The 22,023-nt window shown below is 66.9% G+C and carries 19 protein-coding genes and 1 pseudogene; 13 read left to right on the forward strand and 7 right to left on the reverse strand.

The window, feature by feature from the left end; translation table 11 throughout:
- The 3 genes and pseudogenes from A5706_RS09240 to eccA all read left to right on the forward strand — a co-directional run.
- Nucleotides 1-242, forward strand: a pseudogene (locus A5706_RS09240) (type VII secretion-associated serine protease); the annotation flags it as partial.
- Complete coding sequence (gene eccE / locus A5706_RS09245) at nucleotides 239-1,819, forward strand: type VII secretion protein EccE (protein WP_068129315.1); 1,581 nt, start codon at nucleotides 239-241, stop codon at nucleotides 1,817-1,819. The pseudogene A5706_RS09240 and the gene eccE (A5706_RS09245), both read left to right, overlap by 4 nt.
- A gap of 17 nt (nucleotides 1,820-1,836) precedes the next feature.
- Nucleotides 1,837-3,675, forward strand: coding sequence for a type VII secretion AAA-ATPase EccA (gene eccA / locus A5706_RS09250; RefSeq protein ID WP_068129317.1), 1,839 nt, complete (start codon nucleotides 1,837-1,839; stop codon nucleotides 3,673-3,675).
- Between the two features lie 15 nt (nucleotides 3,676-3,690).
- Here the strand turns inward: eccA and A5706_RS09255 are convergent, their stop codons facing one another.
- A complete protein-coding gene (locus A5706_RS09255) occupies nucleotides 3,691-4,041 on the reverse strand; it encodes a WhiB family transcriptional regulator (protein ID WP_068129388.1) in 351 nt (116 codons plus the stop codon).
- Between the two features lie 424 nt (nucleotides 4,042-4,465).
- Between A5706_RS09255 and mycP the strand changes: the two genes are divergently transcribed.
- The 6 genes from mycP to A5706_RS09285 are packed head-to-tail and all read left to right on the forward strand — an operon-like array spanning nucleotide 4,466 to nucleotide 11,014.
- Nucleotides 4,466-5,779 (forward strand): type VII secretion-associated serine protease mycosin, encoded by a 1,314-nt coding sequence (gene mycP, locus A5706_RS09260; protein ID WP_369831835.1) that lies wholly within the window; start codon nucleotides 4,466-4,468, stop codon nucleotides 5,777-5,779.
- Nucleotides 5,780-7,183: a type VII secretion protein EccE gene (gene eccE, locus A5706_RS09265; RefSeq protein WP_068129322.1), complete on the forward strand. Its 1,404-nt coding sequence runs from the start codon at nucleotides 5,780-5,782 to the stop codon at nucleotides 7,181-7,183. It begins immediately after the preceding gene.
- A gap of 50 nt (nucleotides 7,184-7,233) precedes the next feature.
- A complete protein-coding gene (locus A5706_RS09270; protein WP_068129324.1) occupies nucleotides 7,234-7,590 on the forward strand; it encodes a YbaB/EbfC family nucleoid-associated protein in 357 nt (118 codons plus the stop codon).
- Between the two features lie 7 nt (nucleotides 7,591-7,597).
- Nucleotides 7,598-8,383 carry a sulfotransferase gene (locus tag A5706_RS09275; RefSeq protein ID WP_068129328.1) on the forward strand — a complete coding sequence of 262 codons (786 nt, stop codon included), beginning with the start codon at nucleotides 7,598-7,600 and terminating at the stop codon, nucleotides 8,381-8,383.
- Nucleotides 8,384-8,403: 20 nt separating this feature from the next.
- The gene (locus A5706_RS09280) at nucleotides 8,404-9,411 is read left to right on the forward strand and encodes a glycosyltransferase family 9 protein (protein ID WP_197517795.1); all 1,008 of its coding nucleotides are present in this window, start codon (nucleotides 8,404-8,406) and stop codon (nucleotides 9,409-9,411) included.
- A complete protein-coding gene (locus A5706_RS09285; RefSeq protein ID WP_068129330.1) occupies nucleotides 9,404-11,014 on the forward strand; it encodes a DUF4254 domain-containing protein in 1,611 nt (536 codons plus the stop codon). The genes A5706_RS09280 and A5706_RS09285 overlap by 8 nt, the downstream gene beginning before the upstream one ends.
- Nucleotides 11,015-11,020: 6 nt before the next feature.
- Here the strand turns inward: A5706_RS09285 and A5706_RS09290 are convergent, their stop codons facing one another.
- Nucleotides 11,021-11,794 (reverse strand): hypothetical protein, encoded by a 774-nt coding sequence (locus A5706_RS09290; protein ID WP_156767031.1) that lies wholly within the window; start codon nucleotides 11,792-11,794, stop codon nucleotides 11,021-11,023.
- 53 nt (nucleotides 11,795-11,847) lie between these two features.
- On the opposite strand from A5706_RS09290, the gene A5706_RS09295 reads away from it, so the two are divergent.
- The 3 genes from A5706_RS09295 to A5706_RS09305 all read left to right on the forward strand — a co-directional run bounded on the left by A5706_RS09295 (nucleotide 11,848) and on the right by A5706_RS09305 (nucleotide 16,675).
- Complete coding sequence (locus A5706_RS09295) at nucleotides 11,848-12,576, forward strand: FkbM family methyltransferase (protein ID WP_068129334.1); 729 nt, start codon at nucleotides 11,848-11,850, stop codon at nucleotides 12,574-12,576.
- A gap of 285 nt (nucleotides 12,577-12,861) precedes the next feature.
- Nucleotides 12,862-14,388 carry a hypothetical protein gene (locus A5706_RS09300; RefSeq protein WP_068129336.1) on the forward strand — a complete coding sequence of 509 codons (1,527 nt, stop codon included), beginning with the start codon at nucleotides 12,862-12,864 and terminating at the stop codon, nucleotides 14,386-14,388.
- A gap of 88 nt (nucleotides 14,389-14,476) precedes the next feature.
- Nucleotides 14,477-16,675 carry a hypothetical protein gene (locus A5706_RS09305; protein WP_068129338.1) on the forward strand — a complete coding sequence of 733 codons (2,199 nt, stop codon included), beginning with the start codon at nucleotides 14,477-14,479 and terminating at the stop codon, nucleotides 16,673-16,675.
- Between the two features lie 10 nt (nucleotides 16,676-16,685).
- On the opposite strand, the gene A5706_RS09310 is transcribed toward A5706_RS09305, so the two are convergent.
- The 5 genes from A5706_RS09310 to A5706_RS09330 form a co-directional block, all read right to left on the reverse strand.
- Nucleotides 16,686-17,048 (reverse strand): YbaB/EbfC family nucleoid-associated protein, encoded by a 363-nt coding sequence (locus A5706_RS09310; RefSeq protein ID WP_068129341.1) that lies wholly within the window; start codon nucleotides 17,046-17,048, stop codon nucleotides 16,686-16,688.
- Between the two features lie 9 nt (nucleotides 17,049-17,057).
- On the reverse strand, nucleotides 17,058-17,783 hold the full coding sequence (locus tag A5706_RS09315) for a hypothetical protein (protein WP_156767032.1): 726 nt from the start codon (nucleotides 17,781-17,783) through the stop codon (nucleotides 17,058-17,060).
- A 75-nt stretch (nucleotides 17,784-17,858) separates the two neighbouring features.
- Nucleotides 17,859-18,173: a type VII secretion target gene (locus A5706_RS09320; protein WP_068129344.1), complete on the reverse strand. Its 315-nt coding sequence runs from the start codon at nucleotides 18,171-18,173 to the stop codon at nucleotides 17,859-17,861.
- Between the two features lie 67 nt (nucleotides 18,174-18,240).
- A complete protein-coding gene (locus tag A5706_RS09325) occupies nucleotides 18,241-19,566 on the reverse strand; it encodes an EspA/EspE family type VII secretion system effector (RefSeq protein ID WP_156767033.1) in 1,326 nt (441 codons plus the stop codon).
- Nucleotides 19,567-19,900: 334 nt separating this feature from the next.
- Nucleotides 19,901-21,373 carry a hypothetical protein gene (locus A5706_RS09330; RefSeq protein WP_156767034.1) on the reverse strand — a complete coding sequence of 491 codons (1,473 nt, stop codon included), beginning with the start codon at nucleotides 21,371-21,373 and terminating at the stop codon, nucleotides 19,901-19,903.
- A gap of 69 nt (nucleotides 21,374-21,442) precedes the next feature.
- Between A5706_RS09330 and A5706_RS09335 the strand changes: the two genes are divergently transcribed.
- Nucleotides 21,443-22,021: a TetR/AcrR family transcriptional regulator gene (locus tag A5706_RS09335; protein ID WP_082964268.1), complete on the forward strand. Its 579-nt coding sequence runs from the start codon at nucleotides 21,443-21,445 to the stop codon at nucleotides 22,019-22,021.
- The last annotated feature ends 2 nt before the right edge of the window (nucleotides 22,022-22,023 follow it).

Below are 22,023 nucleotides of genomic sequence, written 5' to 3' on the forward strand. Positions count from 1 at the left end.
CGCCGGCCGGCGTCGACAACAAGGTGGGCTACGGCCTGGTGGACCCGGTGGCCGCGTTGACGTTCAACATCCCTCCCGGCGACAAGACTTCCCCGGGCTCGCAAACCCGCGTGATCACGCCGGCCGCACCCCCGCCGCCCCCGGATCATCGGGCGCGCAACATCGCGATCGGCTTCCTCGGTGTCGTCATCGCCGGTGTGTTGGTCGCGGCGATCAGCGCGCGACTGCGGAGGGCGCGATGAGGTCACGCTTGACGGGCTTCAACCCGGGGAGCAACCGGCGGGTCGTCGGGATACTGGTGGTGTTCCTTCTGGCGCTGGCCGGTTGGGCGGTCGGCGGTTACGTCGGCGCCGCGGTGGCCGCGGTGCTGGGCGTCGCGGTGGTGTTCGTGCCCTGGCGGGGGCAGCCGGCGTGGTCATGGGCGGTCCTGTGGCGGCGGGGTCGGCGGCCGATCTCCTGGAGTGAGCCAATCACGGTGGCCAGCAACCGATCCGGAGGCGCAGTGCGCGTCGAAGACGGCGTGGCCGTGGTGGCCGTGCAGCTGCTCGGCAGGGCACACCGGGCCACCACGGTGACAGGCTCGGTGAGCGTCGAGACCGAGAACGTGATCGATGTGGTCGACCTGGTGCCGCTGCTGCAGCACCCGCTGGGCTTGGAGCTCGACTCGATCAGCGTCGTCTCGATCGGGTCGCGGTGCGGCAACGTGGGCGACTACCCGCGGGTGTATGACGCGGAGATCGGCACGCCGCCGTACGCCGGCCGCCGCGAGACGTGGTTGATCCTGCGGTTGCCGGTGATCGACAACACCGATGCGTTGCGGTGGCGCACAACCCTTGGTGCTACGGCGATTTCGGCGGCCCAACGCATCGCCGGATTGCTGCGTTGCCAGGGTTTGCGCGCCAAGGTCGCCACCGCGACGGATCTGACCGAGCTCGATCGTCGGCTGGGCTGGGATGCGGTGTCCGGCGCGACGCAAAAGTGGAAGGCCATCCGCGGTGAGGCCGGATGGATGACGACGTACGCCTACCCGGCCGATGCGATCAACTCCCACGTGCTCGCGCAGGCGTGGACGCTGCGCGCCGATGAGGTCATCCAAAACGTGACGGTGTATCCGGACGGGGAGTGCACCGCCACGGTCACCGTGCGCACACCGACCCAGGCGCCGAGCCCGCCCAGCGTGGTCCTGCGCCGCCTCAACGGCGAGCAGGCCGCCGCGGCGGCGGCCAACATGTGCGGCCCGCGCCCGTTCCTGCGGGGTCTGCGACGAACTCCGTTGCCGCAGAGCCTGATCATGGAGATCGGGCCGTCGGGGGTGTTGGTGGGTAAGTTGAGCAACGGCGACCGACTGATGATCCCCGTCACCGATGCCGGGGAGCTGTCACGGGTGTTCGTCGCCGCCGACGACGCGATCGCCAAGCGGATCGTGATCCGCACCGCCGGCGCCGGCGAGCGGGTGTGCGTACATACCCGCGACATGAAGCGTTGGGCCAGCGTGCGGATGCCGGTCGTCAGCGTCGTCAGCACCTCGCGGCCGGCGCCGCGCACCACCGTCAGCGTCGTCGAACTCGCGCGGCCGGACGCCAGGGACGTCGCGATCTCGCCCGCGCCGCGGCCGGCCACCGTGATCACCGTCGCGCCGGCCGGCACCGCGCTACCCGACGGTCACGGGCACACGTTCGAGGTGGCCATCCAGCAGGTGAGTGGTGCGACGGTGCGAGTCACCGCGGCCGGTGAGACGTGGCTGGTGGACATGGACCTGTTCCGTGCGGAGAACCGCTACGTCAACCTCGAGTCGGTCGCGATGTCGTTCGCGACCTAACCAGGACGGTGCAGACAATGGGGGACTTGCTCACGGCGCGCAGGCATTTCGACCGCGCTATGGCGATCAGGGACCGGCAGGGGCCCGCCGCGGCCTTGCCTGAGTTCGTCGCCGCCACCGAAGCCGACCCGTCGATGGCCGACGCCTGGCTCGGCCGGATCGCCTGCGGCGACAACGATTTGGCCTCGCTGAAGCGGCTCAACCATCATCGCGAATGGCTGCACCGGGAGACCACCCGGATCGGCCGCACGCTCGCCGCCGAGATGCAGTTGGGCCCCTACATCGGCATCACGGTCACCGACGCGTCCCAGGTGGGGCTGGCGTTGTCCTCGGCGCTGACGATCGCCGGCGAATACGCCGAGGCGGACAAGCTTTTGGCCAACCGCGAGCTGCTCGACTCGTGGGGCAACTACCAATGGCATCAGCTGGCGCGGGCGTTCCTGATGTATGCGACGCAGCGCTGGTCGGACGTGTTGTTGACGGCCGCGGAAGAGCTGCCGCCGCAGGCGATCATCATGTCGGCGGTGACGGCGTCGATCTGCGCGCTGGCCGCGCATGCCGCCGCGCACCTCGGGCAGGGCCGGGTGGCGCTGGACTGGCTGGATCGCGTCGACGTGATCGGCCAGAACGCGTCGTCAAGTCGGTTCGGCGCCGACGTGTTGACCGCCTCGATCGGCCCGGCCGACATTCCGCTGCTCGTAGCGGATTTGGCGTACGTGCGCGGAATGGTGCACCGCCAACTGCACGAGGAGGACCGCGCCCAGATCTGGCTGTCCAAGGCAACCATCAACGGAGTGCTGACCGATGCGGCGAAGGCCGCGCTGGCCGACCCGAATCTGCAGCTGGTCGTGACCGACGAGCAGGCCATCGCCAGCCGCACCGACAAGTGGGACGCCTCGACGGCGAAAAGCCGCGAGCAGCTCGACGACGCCGAGGCGGCCGAGCGGCGCGCCGAGCTATTGGCCGAGGGCCGCCGGCTGTTGGCCAAACAGGTGGGCCTGGCGGCCGTCAAGCAGGCGGTGTCGGCGCTGGAGGACCAGCTCGAGGTGCGCATGATGCGTCTCGAACACGGGCTACCGGTGGAGGGCCAGACCAACCACATGCTGCTGGTGGGGCCGCCCGGAACCGGTAAGACGACCACCGCCGAGGCGCTGGGCAAGATCTACGCCGGGATGGGCATCGTGCGCCACCCCGAGATCCGCGAGGTCCGCCGGTCCGACTTCTGTGGCCACTACATCGGGGAATCCGGGCCCAAGACCAACGAGCTTATCGAAAAGTCGCTCGGCCGAATCATTTTCATGGACGAGTTCTACTCGCTGATCGAACGCCACCAGGACGGCACACCGGACATGATCGGCATGGAGGCCGTCAACCAACTCCTGGTCGCATTGGAAACCCACCGATTCGACTTCTGCTTCATCGGGGCGGGCTACGAAGACCAGGTAGACCAATTCCTCACGGTCAACCCGGGTTTGGCCGGCCGGTTCAACCGCAAGCTACGGTTCGAGTCATACTCTCCGGACGAGATCGTCGAGATCGGGCAACGCTACGCCACCCCGCGGGCCAGCCTGCTCGACGACGGCGCCCGGGAGGCGTTCTTGGCGGCGGCCACCACCATCCGTAACTACACCACTCCCGGCGGTCAGCACGGGATCGACGCCATGCAGAACGGCCGGTTCGCCCGCAACGTCATCGAGCGCGCCGAGGGGTTCCGTGATACCCGTGTCGTTGCCCAGAAGCGGTCGGGCCGGCCGGTCACCGTCGAGGACCTGCAGATCATCACCGCCGACGACATCGAGGCGGCCGTCCGCAGCGTGTGTTCGGACAACCGCGACATGGCCGCCATCGTTTGGTAGCCGAGCCCAAGCGGGTCAGCCGGCGCCGCGCTTTCGCTGTTCCCTCAGGAACCTCGACCAGGACTCCATCTCGGGGTGCCGCTGGAGCAGAGCCCGCCGCTGGCGCTCGGTCATCCCACCCCAGACACCGAATTCCACGCGATTATCCAACGCCTCTGCCCCGCACTCCTGCATAACCGGGCAGTGCCGGCAGACCAGCGCGGCTTCGCGCTGGGCGGCACCCCGGACAAAAAGTCTGTCGGGGTCGATCGTCCGGCAGAGGGCCTTAGCCACCCAACCGGCCGGGTCCTCCCCATCGGCGGCACGCACCACCGCCCGGACAAACGCACCGTGCCGTCTTTGACCGGCGTCCTGTGATCCTGACATCGGCTTTCTCCCCGGGTCTACATCCCCCGCCGCAGCACCGCAGCAGAACACCCTGCCCTGATTCCCGGCAGGTTACCGCCGAAAACGCGGCAATGCGGCGGTTCGTCTACTGGTAACGCAGCCGTTGCTTCCAGTTGATGTGCAGTTAGCGCGGCGGGATTGGCGATCTGTTTGTCTAAGGCCCGATACGAATGAATCAAATTACCAGACAAGGGATCAGGTCGCGCGCCTTGCTGACCGGGACACCCGCGCATCGGTGGCCTCCGGCTGAAACGCGCCGTTCGCGCGGCCCCACAGGTTCACGCTGCGCACCGGCCCGAAATCCGAGAAGATGCTTCCCATCAGGCGGCGCGTGGCCGGCCGCCCAGGCGGAACGAATGGAGCGTCGGCGGTGCACCGTGTCTTGCCCATCGCGCTGACGCTGATGTTGGTCGTGCTCACCGCCCCTCTTGCCTCGGCGGTCGCCCCGCCCTCGATAGACGCCGGCGCGGTGCCGTCCGACGTGACCGGACCCGACCAGCCCCTCGAACAGCGTCGCGTCTGCAAGGCGCCATTGACGTTGCCCGGCACCAACTTTCACGACCCGCCCTGGGCCAACGCCTACCTGGGGGTCGGTGAGGCCCACAAGTTCGCCACCGGGGCGGGCGTCACGGTTGCCGTGATCGACACGGGGGTGGATGCCTCGCCGCGCGTCCCCGCGGCGCCGGGTGGCGATTTCGTCGTCAAGGACGGCGACGGGCTCTCCGACTGCGACGCCCACGGAACACTCACCGCGTCCATCATCGCGGGCCGGCCCGCCCTCACCGACGGGTTCGTCGGCGTCGCGCCCGACGCGCAGCTGATCTCGGTGCGCCAGACGTCGGAGGCGTTCGAGCCGAAGGACAACCAAGCCAACCCGAACGACCCCAACGCCACGCCGGCGGCCGGGTCCATCCGCAGCCTGGCCCGCGCCGTCGTGCACGCCGCGAACCTAGGGGCGGGGGTCATCAACATCAGCGAGGCGGCGTGCTTCAAGGCGCGCAAGCCGGTCGACGAGTCCACATTGGGCGCGGCGCTCAACTACGCAGTGAACGTCAAGGGCGCCGTGGTGATCGCGGCCGCCGGCAACACCGGCGGCGATTGCGCGCAGAACCCACCCCCCGACCCGTCGATGCCCGCCGACCCGCGGGGGTGGCAACAGGTGCAGACGATCGTGACGCCGGCGTGGTACGCGCCGCTGGTGCTGGCCGTCGGCGGCGTCGGACAAAACGGGGCGCCCAGCCCGTTCTCCATGCACGGGCCGTGGGTGGGCGCGGCGGCGCCGGCGGAAAACATCACCGCGCTCGGCCCCGAGGGGGAGCCGGTGGACGCGTTGCCCGGTAAGGACGGCCCGGTGCCGATCGCCGGCACGTCGTTCGCCGCGGCATACGTCTCCGGCCTGGCGGCGTTACTGCGCCAGCGGTTCCCCGACCTGGCGCCCGCACAGATCCTGAACCGGATCACGGCCACCGCACGCCACCCCGGCGGGGGCGTCGACGACGCCGTCGGCGCCGGGATCGTCAACGCGGTCGCGGCGCTGACATGGGACATCCCGGCCGGCGCCCCGCCAAACCCGCCCCCGGTCAAGCGTATTCAACCGCCCGCACCGGTGCCGGGACCCGATCATGGGCCCATCGGGGCAGTGGCGCTGGGCGTCGGGGCCCTGTTCTTAACGCTGGCGCTCGCCGCGCTGGCCGGACGAGCCCTGCGACGGCGCTGAATGACATCACTACGGCTGCGATTCACCAGCGGGCACGCGTTGTGGCTGGCCGCGCTCGCGCCGCTGTGCATCCTGCTCTTCCTGGGCACGCGCTACGAGTGGGCGGGCCCAACGCTCGTGGGGGTCGGTGTTGTCTTGGCGCTGGTCACATTTCGCGGCCGGCGGCTGACCGGCTGGCTGGCGGCGACGCTCGCCTGGCTGGCCCGGCACCGCAGACCCCCGAAGGCCCCGTCGGAGCCGGTGGTGGGTGCCACCGTGAAGCCGGCCGACCACGTGGCCGTGCGCTGGCAGAACGAGTTCCTGGTCTCCGTCATCGAACTCATTCCCCGGCCCTTCACGCCGACGGTCATCGTCGACGGGCGGGCGCATACCGATGACGTGGTGGACACCCGACTGCTCGAGCGGCTGCTGTCGGTGCACTGCGCCGACCTGGAGGCCGACATCGTCTCGGCCGGCTACCGCGTCGGGCGGACGGCATCGGCCGAGGCAGCGAGCGTGTACGAGCAACTGATCGGGTCCGACCCGGCGCCCGCGTACCGCCGAACGTGGATCATGCTGCGCGCCGATCCGCAACGCACCCGCAGGTCGGCGCAGCGCCGCGATGCGGGCGTCGCGGGGCTGGCCCGCTACCTGGTCGCGTCGACGACGCGCATCGCGGACGGCCTGGCCAGCAGCGGCGTCGACGCGGTATGTGGCCGCAGCTTCGACGATTTCGACCATGCCACGGAGATCAGCTTCGAGCGCGAGAGGTGGTCGCGGATCCAGGGCCGGGGGAATTTCACCGCCGGCTACACCGCGCCGGGCGGTCCGGACGTCTGGTGGTCGGCGCCGGCGGACCACACGATCACCCGGATCCGGGTCGTGCCAGGGGAGGCGCCGCAGTCGACGGTCCTGCTGACCACGTCCGCCAAGGCGAAACGGCCCCGTGGCTTCTCCCGGGTGTCCGGTGGCCAGCGCGCCGCGTTGCAAGGGCAGCACCTCGTCGCCGACCGGCACTGTCAGGTGCCGATCGGGTCGGCGGGTGTGCTGGTCGGCCAGACGGCGAGCGGCTACCCGGTGTACCTGCCGTTCGACGACGTCGACGTCAGCATCAACCTCGGCGACGCGGAAACGTTCGTGCGGTTCGCGGCGCGCGCGGCGGCCGCGGGCGGGACCGTCACCCTCGGGCCGCAATTCCGCGAGTTCGCCGAGCTGATCGGCGCGCACACCGGGCCGGAAACCAAGGTGGCCTGGCCGACCGCGACGACTTACCTCGCCCCGCGACCCGGCACCGATCGGGTGACGCTGCGACACAACGTCATTGCTACCCCGCGGCACCGGCAGTTGCCGATCCGGGCCGTCACCGCGCCCGAGGAAACCCGCTACCTGCAGGCCCTGCCCGGGGCGGGCAGGACGGCGTCATGACGGCGCACCGCAGGTGGGCACGATTGAGTACACAAAGGTAAGGAGACCGGATGAGCATCGAGACCCAGGACCAGCACCCGCAGGTGGGTGAGGCACTGCAGCAGTTGAAGCACTTCAATGCGGTCCTCGAGGACCAGATGTACCAAACCAGCACCGAATCCTTCACGGGCAGGGACGAAGCCGAGACCGTCAACGTGACGGTCAACGGCCAGCATGCGGTGACCGGCGTGTTCATCGAGGATGGCCTCCTGCGACTGGGCGCACAAACGGTCGAAGAGCGCGTCAACGAGGCGCTGCGCAATGCGCAGGTCGCCGCGGCGGCGGCGATCACCGAGCAGCAACAGCAGGTCTTCGCATCGCTGTTGGACGCCACCGAACAATTGATGAAGGCCGCGGGACTGACGTAGGCAAGCGGTGCAGCTGTTCGTCGTGGGGCCGCCCAGGTCGGGGATGACCATCGTCGCCCAATTCCTCAATCATCACGACGACATCAAGCTCTTCGACGAGATCGACCTGATCCAAGTCGGTCGGTACGGCGAGTCGGTGATCGGTACGCTGCACGCCTTCCTCGTCGAACGCGGGGTCTACGACGGCTACCGGCGCCGCGCCCGGGAAACGGCCGACCCGGCGGCCGCGCTGCGGGCCGTGATCGGTGAGATCGTCCGGCCAGCCACGGTGTGGGGCGAGAAGAACCCGCGGTACGCGACTCAGCTGGGCGCCCTGTATCGAACCTTTCCGGAGGCCAAGGTACTGTTCGTCCTGCGCGACCCGCGACAGGTCGTGAATTCATGCTTGGCACACCGGGATTCGCCTCTGCGGGCGCCGACCGACTTTTGGATCAAGGACACGGTGGCCGACGCCCTGGCGCTGGTCGAGAGTTGCCTGGAACCACTCGATGCCGGCGACGCGAGGCCGGCCGTCGTGCGTTTCGAGGCCTTCGCGGCCCGGCCGATGGCGACACTCGAAGCCGCCCTGGGACGATGGGGCCTGGCCTTTTCCGGCGCCGCCGCATCACTCGTGCACGCGGCGCCGGAGACGGTCGGCGATCACCAGTTCGTCCGGGGCGGCGCGCTGCTGCCGTGGAAGGCCGGCAACCTGCGGCCTCTGCGCCATGGGCCATGCGCCCGCGATCGGATCGACGCGGCCGATCCGGCCTGGGCCGAGGTGGACGCCCTGGCACGGCGGTTCGATTACTCATGAGCGGTCTGGGGTCTGGCGTGATGACGGCAAGCGACGTGCTGCGGGCCGAAAGGCCCGCCGTATGTTTCGTGTCCAACATCGGCGACGCCGTCCTGACGTTGCCGACCATGAGGGCGTTGGGGGAGATGTTCACCGCCCCCCTCACGATGGTCTGCCCCAAGGTGGCGTTCGACCTGTGTTTCCGGGAGGTGAGCGACCGCCACGTCGACACCACGGGATTACCGCTGACGGGTCCGCGGCCGCTGCCGCCGTTACCGCACCGAAGCCGCGACTACGAAGCGCTGGCTTCGGAGATCGGTCCCGTTGACGTCTTCATCGACACCCTGACGTGGGATTCCCTGTCCAGCACCGTCATTCGTCCCCTCGTGCAGCGCCTGGCGCCGACGACGACCATCGGCTTCCCCACCGACTACGCCTACGACTTCGTGGTCGCCAGGGAGGATTGTCACGCGGCGGAGCTGGCTTTCAAGCTGGCGCACCTGTTCAATCCTTCGGCGCGGCTCGAGGCCTATGCCCAGCCGGTGCCGATCCCGCGGTCCGTGTCGGAGGAGGCGCGCTCGATCAGGGCCGCCCTGCCCGCGGGCACGAAGGTGCTCGTCGTGCACGCTGACACCGATTGGGCGGAGAAGCGCTGGCCCGTTACCAGGTTCATCGATCTGCTGGACCGGTTCTTATCGCGCCATCCCGAATTTGTCGCCTGGATCGTCGGGATGGGTCACGAGGAACTCAACGTGGGGCACGAGCGCGACCGCGTCTTTCCGCACCTCGGGCTACCGCTCGACCTCGCCATGGGGCTGGTCGCCAATGCCGACCTTTTCCTGGGGATCGACTCCTGCATGCTGCACGCCGCCGACCTGGCGCGCGTTCCGGGCGTCGGGCTGTTCGGCCCGACGCGTTCTGCGACATGGGGATTCAGGTTCGGACCCCACCGCCACGTGGACATGGGCACGATGGCGGACATCACCGTGGACCAGGCGCTCGGGGCGCTCGAGGACCTCGCCGACGAACAGGATCGTCGCGTTGAGTGAATTCACCGTCCTGCAGGACGGACATTCGGTACACGTCGAGCGCGGGCTCCTCGAGCATCTGCTGCGGGCGCGCCAACCCACGGTCTATTTCTCCACGCTCATCGGTGACTCCGTACTGACGCTGCCGACGCTGCGAGCGCTGGACGAAATGTTCGATGCCCCACTGACAATGGTGTGCCCCAAGGTCGCCTTCGACCTATGCTTCCGGCAGCTGGGCGGCCGCCTCGTCGACATCACCGGATCCCCGCCGGCGGGACCGACGCTCGGGCCACCCTCCAATCGAGTGCTCGACTACGACGCCCTGGCCGCCGAGATCGGCCCGGTCGATCTGTTCATCGATGCCGTTCCGTGGGACGTGCCGTCGAGCGCGTTCGCGCGCCCCCTTCGAAAACGCCTGGCGCCCAAGACGAGCGTCGGCTTCCCAACCGGTGACACCTACGACGTCGTGGTCCCCAGAGACGTGCCGCACGCGGCGGACCTGACCTTCAAGTTGGCGCGCCTGTTCGATCCCTCGGCGCGGATCGAAAACCACGCCCAGCCGGTGCCCACCTCGGCGGCCACCCGCGACGAGGTGCGATCGATCCGTTCCGCCCTGCCCGCGGGAGCCAAGGTGCTCGCCGTGCACGCGGACACGACCTGGGCTAAGAAACAGTGGCCGGTCACCCGGTTCATCGACCTGCTGGACCGGTTCTTGGCTCGTCATCGCGACTTTGTGGCCTGGATCGTCGGGATGGGAGACGAGAGGCTCAACGTCGGGCGGGAGCGGGACCGGATCTTTCCCTACCTCGGGGCGCCGCTCGACCTCGCGATGGGCATGGTCGCTGACGCGGACCTTTTCGTGGGGATCGATTCCTGCATGCTGCACGCCGCCGATCTGGCGCGGGTGCCGGGCGTCGGACTCTTCGGCCCGACGCAGCCCGCGACATGGGGCTTCCGTTTCGCACCGCACCGGCACGTTCAGATGAGCACGATGGCGGAAATCACCGTGGAAGAAGTGCTCGGTGCGCTGGAGGAACTCGCCGCCGAACATGTCGGGACGGCGCCGCGGCAGCCCAGCGGCGCGCCCAATGATCTGTTGTCGGCCGTGCGACAGTTCCACGACGTCGCGGCATGCTGGCACGAGGACGAGCCCACCCCTGGCGATAGCGACGGCATCGCCGCGAAGGCGCTGCACCTGCACGCGATGAACTTCGGCTTATGGCATCACGAAGACGCCGTCCGCCGGCCCGGCGTCAGCGACCACGAAGTGGCCCGCAGGAAGCGTTGCATCGACGGCCTCAACAGCCGGCGCAATGCGGCGATCGAGGACATCGACGCGACGTTGCTCGACCGCGTCAACCCAAACCGAAACGCGCCGCTACACACCGAAACGCCCGGCACGATCGTCGATCGGCTTTCCGTTCTCGCGCTGCGAATCTTGCACACCAACCGGCCGGCCCCACAGCTCGCGGTGCTCGACGAGCAATATGACGACCTCTGCCGCGGGCTCGAGCAGTTCCTCACGCGGATGCTGGACGGCGAAATCCGGTTCAAGCCGTACCGGCAGTTCAAGTCCGCGGACCAACGGAGCGAGTGCGGCCTGTTTGAGCGCCGCGATGCCTGAGCGTGCTTAATAGGCGGCGGAGTCCCACCACTTCTTCCAGTCCAGGTACGGGTCCTTGTGTTCCTCGTACTGAAGGTGCAGCGCCAGCGACGGTATGGGCGTGAAGAGTGAAACCTGTTCGCGCCAGATCTCGTTGATCGTCGAAGCCTCGAATATGTGGTGCGCGCGGCCGTACGGGGTGCTCGAATAGCGCGCGAGTCGCTCGAACCGCTCCCAATTTCTCGTTAACGTTCCCACTTCGATCCAACACGTATTCGTGGTGTGCGTATTCGTACGCCAATGCCTCTTGCCGCCGTACACGACCCGACAGTTCTCTTGGCTGAATATCACGCTCCAGTAGTTCTTCGGGTCGTCGTAGGGGTGCAGGGCCACTTCCTGCCCGCCGAGTTTCTCCTTGAACAACGCCTGCGCCTCCAGCATCTCCGGGATGGCGGAAGGGGTATGCAAGTAATCGTCCTCGACGAAATAGATGAGCTCGCGAGCGTCGTCGCGCGCCCGGGAAAACGAGGCGAGACAAGACGCGTTGTAGCCCGTGTCCTCGAGCGCCACGAATTCGACCGAGTGTTTGCACGTTGCGAGGATGCGCCGCAACGCCGTAACCGCTTCGGGCGATGAGTGATCGTCAAAGACGCGCAAGATGATGTTGGCGTCCGCCTGGTTAACCGACGTGACCAACGATCGCGTACAGCGAAGCATGACTTCGCTTTTGGCGGCTCCGACATAGCGATGTGCGCCGTGGACGCTCGTCTCGGAATGGGTCTGCAGGTGGATGTCGAGCAACATGGCGCTCGTCAGCTTAGCGGGTGCGCTCCAACGCGTGTTAGCGTGAGCGGGTGGATCTATATTGGTTCACGAATGGCGCCGAAATCGAAGTGACGCGTTATTATGCGGAGTCCGATTGGAAACGCAAATTCGTGGACGAACTCAAATCCCGCCGGGTAAATATCGTTCTCGATGTCGGCGCCAACTCGGGTCAATACGCTACCGGCCTGCGCCGCGCGGATTTCAAGGGTCGCATCGTTTCGTTCGAACCCCTGGCGGGGCCGTTCTCTCTTTTGGCAGGCAACGCTTCGGGGGACCCGCAGTGGGATTGCCTGCGGTGCGCGCTGGGTGATGATGAGGCAGAGGTCTCGATGAACGTGGCGGGCAACGCCGGCGCGAGCAGCTCCGTCCTGCCGATGCTGAAGAGCCATCGGGACGTCCTGCCCAGCGCGAATTATGTCGGCACCGAGGATGTTCCGATGTCCCGGCTAGATTCGCTGGCGTCGACGATCCTGGGTCCCGACGACGTGCCCTTCGTCAAGATCGACGTGCAAGGCTTCGAGAAGCAGGTGATCGCGGGCGGCGGGACGACCATCGGCGATCGTTGCATCGGCATGCAACTTGAACTGTCCTTCGTCCCCTTGTACGAAGGCGGCATGCTCGCAGAAGAGGCGCTTGAACTCGCCCGTTCATTGGGCTTCGTGCTGACGGGATTCGCGCCCTTCTTCGTCGATGTGCGGACCGGCCGACTCCTGCAGGCCGACGGCGTCTTCTTTCGCGCCGCGACCCAAAAGCGGTAGCGTCCAACGTTTCCCATCCGGACACCTCTGCGTTACCGGATGGACTTCGAGCCGCCAAGTCCCCAACGATCGGCCGCAAATCAGCGCCATCACCCCTGCGTTCGGTGGATTAGGATTGCACTCGGTCGGATGGCCCGGCACACGAAAGGGATGGTCGGTGGTTGCACCACATCGTCCGGCGGCCGGGTCGGCGGGTGCGCGTGACGCTGCCTCGGACGGGATCGTCTCTCGCGCAACGTGGTTGCCCCGTAGGCACGCGGCGCCACACAGGGAGAGGCGGCCGGTATGACCCAGACGCTGAACGTCGAATACAACGAGCTGATGCAGCGGGCCGACGAACTCGAGAAACCGCTCCCGGCCATCCCGTCCACAAATCCGCGCGGGCCGTGCGCGCTTTCTTTCGTCAATGACGCCGCCACCCAGATCGCGCTGTCCGCCGACTCGATGCGGCTCTACATCAAGGCGTGCGAACGCGAATGGAGGGCGCTGGCGAAATCCCTCAGGAACGCCGCCAAAGCCTACGAAGAGGTCGACGAGGAAGCCGGCGACGCCATCAGCGACGTGGACGGCGGTTCGTCAGCGTCCGCGGTGAGGCCGCTGGCCGGGAACGGAAGTGACCAGATGATGGTCAACTGCGACCCGGACGAGGATTGGGTTCCGCCACCGCCGCCTCCCCCGCCGCCGCCGTTCCAATACCCCTACTACGAGGTCAGGCAGGCGGCGACCGACATCGAATCCGGCGACCAGGGCGCGGCGTTCACCGCGTTCGCGGACGAATGGAACGCGTTCCAGCGCGAGTTCCAGCGGGAGTGGGTGCGGTTCCGGCCATTTCAGTCCTGGGAGGGCGAGGCCCGGCTGGCCGTCGAGCAAAACTTCGAAGCACACCGGCAATGGATAAACACGATGGTCTCGTTGTGTACCACCCTGAGCGGCCAGGCGCTTCGGGTCGTCCAGGCCCACAAGAAGGCGCGTGTCTACGGGCAGCACGTGTCGTATAACCCGGACGGGACGTATGCGGTCGCGGCGGAGCACCCCACGAGCTACGAAGTGTCCCAATGTGATTACTGGTACAAGTACTACACGCAGAACAACAGCTACTACCTATATATGGCGATCAGCTGGTACGAGAGCCTGCAGGCCAAGTCGGAGACGTCGCTGAGCCAATACGTCGCGAATGCATCTCTGCCCCTGGCGCCGGTGTATCCAAAAAGTCCCCCGAACAGCATGCGCATCGACCCGCCTCCCGAGCCCAAACCGGATCCAGACCCCAGCCCGGGTCCCGATCTCCCCGACGACGGAATCCCTAACCCCGACAACCCAATCGATAACCTGCCGACTGACGACTCGCTTCCGGACCCGACCGGCATGCCCATGCCCACCACGCCGTCGGCCGGGATGCCGGCGACGCCGCCGGTCCCCACGGGTGACCCCAAGCTGACCGAGGCCCTGAAGGACCTGAAAAAGGGCGCTGGCCTACCGGGGGGCGCGGGCGTCAAGCCGGCGTCGGTGGGGGGCGGGGCCGGTGTGCCGTCGATGCCATTGCAGCCGTCGGCAGAGGGGGAAGCCGGGTCACGGCCAGCCGGCGCGGCGGCCGGGGCCGCGGGTCTGGGCCGGGGCGTCCCGGGTCTGGGCGGCGCGATGGGCGGCGGCGGTCCCATGGGCGGCATGCCGATGGGCGGCCAGGGCGACAAGGGCGCCGGCAAGGGTAAGGCGCAAGGGGAACAGGAATCGCTGTACACCGAGGATCGGGAGTGGACCGAGGGCGTGATCGGCAACCGGCCACGCAAGGCGGCTCCGGACAACAAGGCTTGACCGAGGCGAAAATTGGTCAGCAGCAACGATTTCGATGAACTGAGGACGCCGTCAACAATGAAGTTCGGTGTCCGGCAGGGAGTAGGCGATGGGCCTGGCGCGTCCGACGGGTGAGTATGCCGAGCAAATGCTCGACCCCAGCGGATGGCCGGCGGTCGACGAGGACGCCTACTTCGAGCGGGCCCAGGAGTACACGCGGGTGCTGCGCCAGCTCACCGACGTGCTGGAGACCTGCCGGCACCAGCAGAGCGAGATCTTCGATGGCGGCATCTGGTCGGGCGGTGCCGCCGGTGCGGCCAACGGCGAGCTCGGCACCATCGTCGGCGAATTAGCAACGCTGCAAAGCAGTCTCGCCACCGTGATCACGTGGCACCGGTATGTCGCCGGGTCGATCATTCAAGCCAAGTCGGACATCACCGACAACGTGGAGGGCACCCAGAAGTACGTCGACGCGCTGGAGAGCGATTCCAGCCTCGACGCCGCCGAGCGAACCGCCGCGATCAACACCGTGCTCAGTGCGACGTACGGCGCAAACCTCAGCCTGGTCACCAACACCGCCGACCAGATTCTGGCGAGCAAGTCTTGGAAACCCCCCGACAATGCCTTGCAGGACCTGCTCGACCAGAAGACACCGCCCCCAATCTCGCTGCCCGACAAGCCATCTCCCGTCTCACCTCCCGTTGAGGAAGACCGGCCGCGGCCCAGTCCCGCGCAGCCGGCGCCGGTGAATCCGGCGATGCCGCCGCCGGTTTCGCCCGGAAGGCCGCCGCAGCCGACACCCGGCGGGCCCGTGACGGGGGTCCCCCCGGGAGCGACGCCGGGAACGCCGTCGTCGCCGGGGCAGCAACCGGCAGGGCCAGCCCCGACACCCGGCGCGCCCGGTCCCACGGTGCCGCGCGGTCCCACGGCGCCGGGCGGCGGCGCCCCCGGAGGCGCCCCGGCGGCCCCGCTCGCGCCGGCCGCCCCGGCGGCGCCGCTGATCCCGGCGGCGTCAGCGCCGGGAGCGGGTGGGGGCGGCAAGGGGATGGCACCGGCCTCGGTCGCCGGGCCATCGTCGGGCGCTCGCTCGGAGGACTCATCAACCTCGGTGGCGCCCGCCGGGGCGGCCGGCATGCCGGCCCCACCAATGGCACCCGGCGCATCGGGCGGAGGCGGCGGTTCGCGCGGAGGTTCGGGCGCGGCGTCGAACGCCCCGGTGGGACAGAAACAGTCGGGCAAGACGCCCGGCACACGACCGGCGGCGGCCACCCAGTCGGCGCGACGCGGGCCCGCTGCCCACTCGGAATCGCACGACCAGTCGCCGCCGGCGGACGCCCCGGCGATGGCACCGATTCCCGTTTCCGCGGCGCGCCTCGAACGCGACGCCATCGCCGACGCTGCCACCGCGGACGCGGCGCGCCGGGCCGGATCGGACCGGCTGCAACTGGCGCGGCGCATCGCGGCGGCGTTGAACGTCCCCCGCAGCGGCGGTGCGGGGGACCTCGGATTCTTCTGGGTGACCGCGGTGACCACCGACGGAGAGATCGTGGTGGCCAATAGCTATGGGCTCGCTTACATTCCGGAGGGAGTGCAGCTACCGGAGCAGGTACACATGGCCACCGCCGACGAGGCGATCCCGGCCTCCGAGCGGGCCCGTTGGGCCACGTACCCGGTAATGGCCGTGCAGGGCTGGGCGGAGCATCGCGACACCAAGCTGCGGGCGGTGATCGCCACCGAACAGCAGTTGGCCAATTCCGATCCGGGCGCGGCCAAGGTCTTGCTCGAACCCGACGACATCCCCGAAAGCGGCGACATGGTCGGCCGATCCCGGCTCGAGGTGGTGGACCCCGAGGCCGCGGACCGCCTGGCCGCTACGCCCGATCCGCGGTTGGTCAACCTATTGCCGCCGGCGCCGGCGGGCGCGACTTCCGCGGCCGAGGACCGACCCACCTCGGAAGTGCTCGATCCTGAAGCGGCGGCCCGGCTGACAGCGTCCATTACCGCAGGGAACGTGGATCCGAACTTTTCTGCCCAGTTAAGCGACCAGTCGGCCCGCACCGAGCCACCCGCCGACCGGCGCCCGATGTTGTGGTTCGGCGTGGTGAAACCGATGGCGAGCAAAGCTGCCGGCCGCGAGGCTGCCCACTTGCGCGCATTTCACGCCTACGCCGCGCACGCCCAAGAGGTCCTCCTCAACGAGGCGCACACCTCGGTCGACCTGGTTGCCCAGCGCGACGCCGTGGCCGACTGGCTGTACTGGAAACACCTCACCGGGCTACTCGACGCGGCGCTCGCCGGCGCGCCGTGAACTGTTGCGGTTACTCCTGTTTCGCTTGAACTAACCCTATTGCCGTGCTGAGCGAGCCAACAATGTCGGCCATCGACTCGGCGAGCCGCTGTTGCTCGGCTTCGCCGGCTGCGGTCGCGGCGGCCAGCGCGTTGCGTATCGCCTCGTTGACGCGCTGCGCCACCGTTTCAGTGCCCAGCCGCAGCAGGCCGTCTTCGATATACAGCCCGGTGAGCCAGCGGCGACCATTGAGAGTCGCCGCGACGGTCTTGGCTTCGTCTGTGCCCCTGAAGGATTCGGTGTCCAGCCGCCGGGTCAGCTCGTCCATGAGCGACTCCATCCGGCCCGTCTGCCGCAGCGCCTCATCCAGCTGGGCGTGCCCTGCCCTGTTCATATGTCGTCCTTACTGTCGGGGGTTTCTGCCAGGCGACGAGGCCTCATCGCTGGTGTATCGGGTGGCGAACACTTCTGCCTGTGCCCGGGTGGCCTGTTCCGGCGACGACAAGCGCAGGAAGCCATTTTCCAGGCGATCAGCGAGGGTCTCGCCGACGTCTCCCACGAGTGCTTTTAGCTTGTCGTCCGTCTCTACCGCGTTGAGCTCTTTCAGGGCTTCGGCGGTCCCTTCGAGCACGGCGGTGAGCAACTTCGACGATGCCTGCTGGCGGGCCAGGTCGGCGATGACGAGTATCTCGTCTGCAAGCTCCGATTCGGTCATGCGGGCCGCATCTGATGACAGCTCGACGTCGCGGATCGTCCCGTCCATGGACGCGGTCACCGACACGGTCTCGGGGGGGTTGGTCACCGTGGTCAGCTTGAGCGGGGCCTCGTCGCCCATGGCGTTGGTTTCCGCGGCATCGCCGGTGTCGTCGGGCAGGATGTCGGCGGCGCGCGGATCGGTTGCGGTGTCGGCCAACTCGGCCGATTCGTCGACGAGCACCATGTCCATCGCCGACTGCCCGGCGTTGTCGTCGCCGGACTCATCGCCGAAATCCAGGGCCGCACCGCTGTATTGGCCGGACTCGTCGCCGAAATTCAAGGGCGCGCCGCCGTCGTGGCCGGGTTCGTCGCCGAAATCCAGTGCATCGAAGTTGCTGCCGGCGTTGCCGGACCAGGGCTGTGTGGTGTCCACTTTGGGCATCCTTCTTTCTTAGCTTCTACAGGCAGTGGCCGGTGATTAAGAGCGTCGCGTCGATTACCGACGTGATCATCTGGGAAGCATCTGCTTGTCGAGGTTCTCAGCGATCACTGCGTCGGCTTTGCGGTACTCCTCGGCCGCTTTATTCAAGTTAGCGGCGAGAGCTATGGAGACCTGCCGCGTTAGCTCGGCCGCGTTATTGCGTGCATTTTCCATCTCGGTGTAGGCCACGTACGTGGCAGCACAGACCAGACCGTGTTCGTATAAGAACATCCCTCTGTCTTCGTTGGCTTTTGTTCTCGCAGTTGCCATTTCGCCGGCAGCGTCCTCCTGCGCGGTCGCCAACTCTTCTACGTGCGATGGGACTACATGGAACTCTGTCATGGTTTTTCCTCGACGCTCACTTTCTTACTTGGTCCTACTTGTCACGGGTTTGAATGCGCGAACGGCGTCACAAGACGCGCTCAACGGGGATCGGCTGCGGCTGTTCGGTGCCGCCCGCGGCGACATCGATGGGTGCACGCTCGGCCCCCTCGGCGCCCGCGGCCGCCCCATCCTCCGCGGTGGGGGCTTCCTCCGTCGCTGCCACCTCCTCGGCGGGTGCCGTCGCGGCCGTGCCCTGCGCGGGCGCTGCCGACTGTGCCATTGAGGTGATCTGATCAACGACGCCGACCGTGTCGCTGACAAGGCCTACGGTCACCGAGGCGTTCTCCGAGAACTGCGCGGCTTGCGCGGACGCTTGGGCGGCTTGTGCGGACGCTTGCGAGGCCCGGCTCGCCACCTGGCTCATGGTGGGCACCGGGTAGCCCGGGGTGGGTTCGGTTTCCGGCGCCTCGTCTTCCGGAACTGCCGCTGGTGAAGCGTCTGCTGAACGTCCCCCATCGCCGGTGCCGGTGGTGCTCGCAAGCAGGGGGGCGACTTGTTCGTCCGGACTGCCGGATGCCGTCGCCGTGCTGGGCGCAGTGCCTAACGGCGCACCGCCGGTGGGCCCGACGAACTCGCTAGTGAAGCTCGTTGGCGCAGCGGGTACCTCGATCTTGATCGGATTCTTGCGGAGCTGCTCCAACAGGGCGGCCGCATCATCAGCGATTTGCTCGTAATGTACCGTCTTTTTTGTAAGGCCCGGCCCAAATTCAATAGTCGAAAGGATCGCCATGTGCGAAAATTTGCCCGTGGCGGCAAGCGCGCCGGCATAAGCAGCGTAGGTTTGAATGGTTTTCGCGGCCACCGGGTTATACAGCTCAAGGACTGCAGTAGTAATGACAAGAGCCAGGAGGATTGCAATTTCATAGTTGTAATGCAGGTGCGTCGCCTCAAGCTCATCCAACTCATTCGCGATTACCGCTGCCGCCTGCTTGTCAAGATTCTCCAAGTCCGACACCCGAGCCATTTGCTCGGCATTCCGCGCGTCGTATTCGTCCGCGGCAGTGCTGCCTGACCAATCCCTGGTATCCACGACGGCGTTGGTGAGGAATATATTGGCTGTGCGCCATGATTCCGCAGCGTCTTTGTATTTCTTTCCGTCATTTGATTTTCCCGTTAGAAACGCCAGGAGCGTAATGTAAGCGATGGCCCACCAGAGCGGATCTTGATTCGTTTTGTTCAGGGGCTTGCCACTCTGGCGCTCATAGCCCGACTTCGACTTGACGCAATAGCCGATCCATCCAGCTGTCATTATGCTGCTGTATGCAACTTTGTTAGGATCACCGGTGGCGCCGCCGACGGCAATGTCGACAATTGCAAACGGGCCCTTGAGAAGATCTGTTTGAAAAGGCATCGTTGTGTATTCCTTCGCTAGTGCTATTAGCAGTTGAGAATTGCCGCAGGTGCGGTTTTTGGCAATTAGGAACGGGCTGATTACGGTAGAGCGTAACACCGCCCGACTCGGTCGGATATGCAATTTTTCTGTAGGGGGATAGGTTCACTGATTGATACGTGCACGCCACTGTGCAGATGCGGCAAGGTCACCTTTTGTTTGCATTTATTGCTGCCTCGGTCCGCCCGGCCGAATTACGTGCGACGGGACATTGCGCGTCGGGACACGAAGACCTCCGAGTGATTAGTGCATTCGTCAACGGCTCGCACTTCACTCGGGGGCCTTCGCCGGGTTGTCACGCCGCGTCGTGCTCGCCTTCGGGAAGGTCGTTGCGTCGACGATTCCCAATGACGGGGGCGGTCCAGGGCCGGTCCTCTTTGTAGAGGGCTTCGTCCTCCGTCGGGATGCGCTTTCCTTGCTTGCCGTTCTGGTTTTGACCCTGGCCGCCCATCGGCATGCCGCCCATGCCGCCACCCATGGCGGCACGCCCGCCCGGGGCCGCACCGACCAGGCCCGCGGAGGGCGCCGCACCGGTGGGTCGCGGCGCCGCTTCGGCTTCCACCGCGGGCTGCAGCGGCATCGACGGCATGCCGCCGCCCGCACCGCCCAACGAGGCCGGTTTGACTCCCGCCCCCTTCGACGGTGACGGGGCTGTCCACGGGTAGACGGGAGGGTCGGTCGGGGTCTGGTCGTTGGGTGTGTCCGCCGCGCCGGCCGACGAACCACCGGACCCACCGGTTGGGGCGTCGTAGGGCGACCCGTCCGAGGGGGTGTCGTCCGGGTTGTCGTCGGGTGGCTGCTCACCACCGGAGCCAGGTTCAGGTGCCGCTTTGACATAGGGAGGCCGTTGCGGATTGATCGGCGCCAAAGGCAAAGCCGCCCTACGCTCGTATTCGGCCATCACCCAATCCGACTTTGCCTGCATGTCCGCCCAGGCGTACCTCATATTGGTCTGTTGCTGTGGGGTGTAGGTGTCGTACTCCTTCTCGTACGCCACCAGAAGGTTGTAGTTGACCGGTCCCCATATGTATCCGTGCCCCGTCTTTTCATCCATCCAAATGTGTTCGCCCTGATATCCGTTCGGGTAGAGGCGGGCGGGGGCATAACACCAGCGCTGCGCCGACGCAACGGTTCGGGCCTGGGTAGCCATGTTGGCGCACAAATTGGCCATTTGGACCAACCACTGCCGCTGGGCATCCATGGCGTCCTCAAGGGCGGAAGCCGCATCGCCGTCGTAGTTTTCAAACGGCCGGAACCGGTCGGCGTTGCTCAGCAGCTTTTGCGAGTACGTAGTCCACGCCTCCGCAAAGTTGTCGAATGATACGCCCCTGTCACCGTTTTCGACGTCCCACGCTCGCTGTTTGAGGTCCTGGTACTGGTCGAAGGGACTCTCCGCCACCTGCGTCTCGGTCAGCACTACCTGGTCCAGGTCCTCATCCAAGGCCCGGGTCGACACCGACATCGACGTGCCGCTGTTGATCGCCGTCGCGGCGTTCTCGTCGACCTCCTCATAGGCTTTGGCCGCTTTCCTCATGTTCTCCGCCAGTTTCGGCCACTCCCGCTCGATGCCCGTGCGCAAGTACTGCCGAATGTTGCTGGCGGAGTAGCCAAGTTGGTTGTTCGCCGTGAGGACCATCGCAACCAGGCACGGCGGCTGGGGGTTGTCCATCGGCATGCCGGGTATCGGCGCCTCGATCTCGTCGGCACGCTTCATCAGTTCGTCGTAGTCGACGTTGAGGGTCTGCGGCCCGCTCATGGTCTGTGTCATGGCAGATCATCTCCTTGACTTGTGAACTGTAGTCATCTGTCTACAGCGCCTCGATGATAGTGTAGACACATGACTACAGCCGATGCAAGCCCCGACGGGAGAGAAGAATCCGCGCCCACCGGACGCGACGAGGTGGTCGCCGCGATCCTCGACAGCGCCGCGGAGCTGTTCGAGCAACGCGGCCCGGCGGCAACCTCGATTCGGGACATCGCGGCACGGGCGCACGTCAACCACGGCCTCGTCTTTCGACACTTCGGCAACAAGGAACAGGTAGTGGCAGCCGTGCTCAACCATCAGGCCGCCAAACTCAGTGAGCTGATCGACGCCGGCGCGGAATTGCCCGAGATCGCCATCGCCGGTACCCGCCAACTGCGGGTGCTCAGCCGTGCGCTACTCGACGGCTATCCGGTGGCCGAACTGCAGACGAGCTTCCCGGCCGCCGTCCGCCTGCTCGACGAAGTGCGGCCCCTACACGACAGTGAAGACGCCGCCCGGCTGGCAACCGGTCACGCCGTCGCGCTGCTGTTGGGCTGGCAGCTGTTCGAACCGTTCATACGATCCGCGATCGGCCTACACGACCTGCCTGAAGACGCCTTGCGGCAGACCATCTTCACCGAAATGGGGAGGCTTACCCTCCCGCATGATTGAGC

Origin of the sequence: Mycobacterium sp. E796 (genome assembly GCF_001672815.1) — a bacterium.
Taxonomy (GTDB): Bacteria; Actinomycetota; Actinomycetes; order Mycobacteriales; family Mycobacteriaceae; genus Mycobacterium.

Excerpts from the sequence above, each read along its gene's own strand:
- eccE (WP_068129315.1), top strand. The coding sequence starts at position 239 with ATGAGGTCACGCTTGACGGGCTTCAACCCGGGGAGCAACCGGCGGGTC.
- eccA (WP_068129317.1), top strand. The coding sequence starts at position 1,837 with ATGGGGGACTTGCTCACGGCGCGCAGGCATTTCGACCGCGCTATGGCG.
- A5706_RS09255 (WP_068129388.1), bottom strand. The coding sequence starts at position 4,041 with ATGTCAGGATCACAGGACGCCGGTCAAAGACGGCACGGTGCGTTTGTC.
- mycP (WP_369831835.1), top strand. The coding sequence starts at position 4,466 with ATGTTGGTCGTGCTCACCGCCCCTCTTGCCTCGGCGGTCGCCCCGCCC.
- eccE (WP_068129322.1), top strand. The coding sequence starts at position 5,780 with ATGACATCACTACGGCTGCGATTCACCAGCGGGCACGCGTTGTGGCTG.
- A5706_RS09270 (WP_068129324.1), top strand. The coding sequence starts at position 7,234 with ATGAGCATCGAGACCCAGGACCAGCACCCGCAGGTGGGTGAGGCACTG.
- A5706_RS09280 (WP_197517795.1), top strand. The coding sequence starts at position 8,404 with ATGACGGCAAGCGACGTGCTGCGGGCCGAAAGGCCCGCCGTATGTTTC.
- A5706_RS09300 (WP_068129336.1), top strand. The coding sequence starts at position 12,862 with ATGACCCAGACGCTGAACGTCGAATACAACGAGCTGATGCAGCGGGCC.
- A5706_RS09305 (WP_068129338.1), top strand. The coding sequence starts at position 14,477 with ATGGGCCTGGCGCGTCCGACGGGTGAGTATGCCGAGCAAATGCTCGAC.
- A5706_RS09310 (WP_068129341.1), bottom strand. The coding sequence starts at position 17,048 with ATGAACAGGGCAGGGCACGCCCAGCTGGATGAGGCGCTGCGGCAGACG.
- A5706_RS09320 (WP_068129344.1), bottom strand. The coding sequence starts at position 18,173 with ATGACAGAGTTCCATGTAGTCCCATCGCACGTAGAAGAGTTGGCGACC.
- A5706_RS09325 (WP_156767033.1), bottom strand. The coding sequence starts at position 19,566 with ATGCCTTTTCAAACAGATCTTCTCAAGGGCCCGTTTGCAATTGTCGAC.
- A5706_RS09330 (WP_156767034.1), bottom strand. The coding sequence starts at position 21,373 with ATGACACAGACCATGAGCGGGCCGCAGACCCTCAACGTCGACTACGAC.
- A5706_RS09335 (WP_082964268.1), top strand. The coding sequence starts at position 21,443 with ATGACTACAGCCGATGCAAGCCCCGACGGGAGAGAAGAATCCGCGCCC.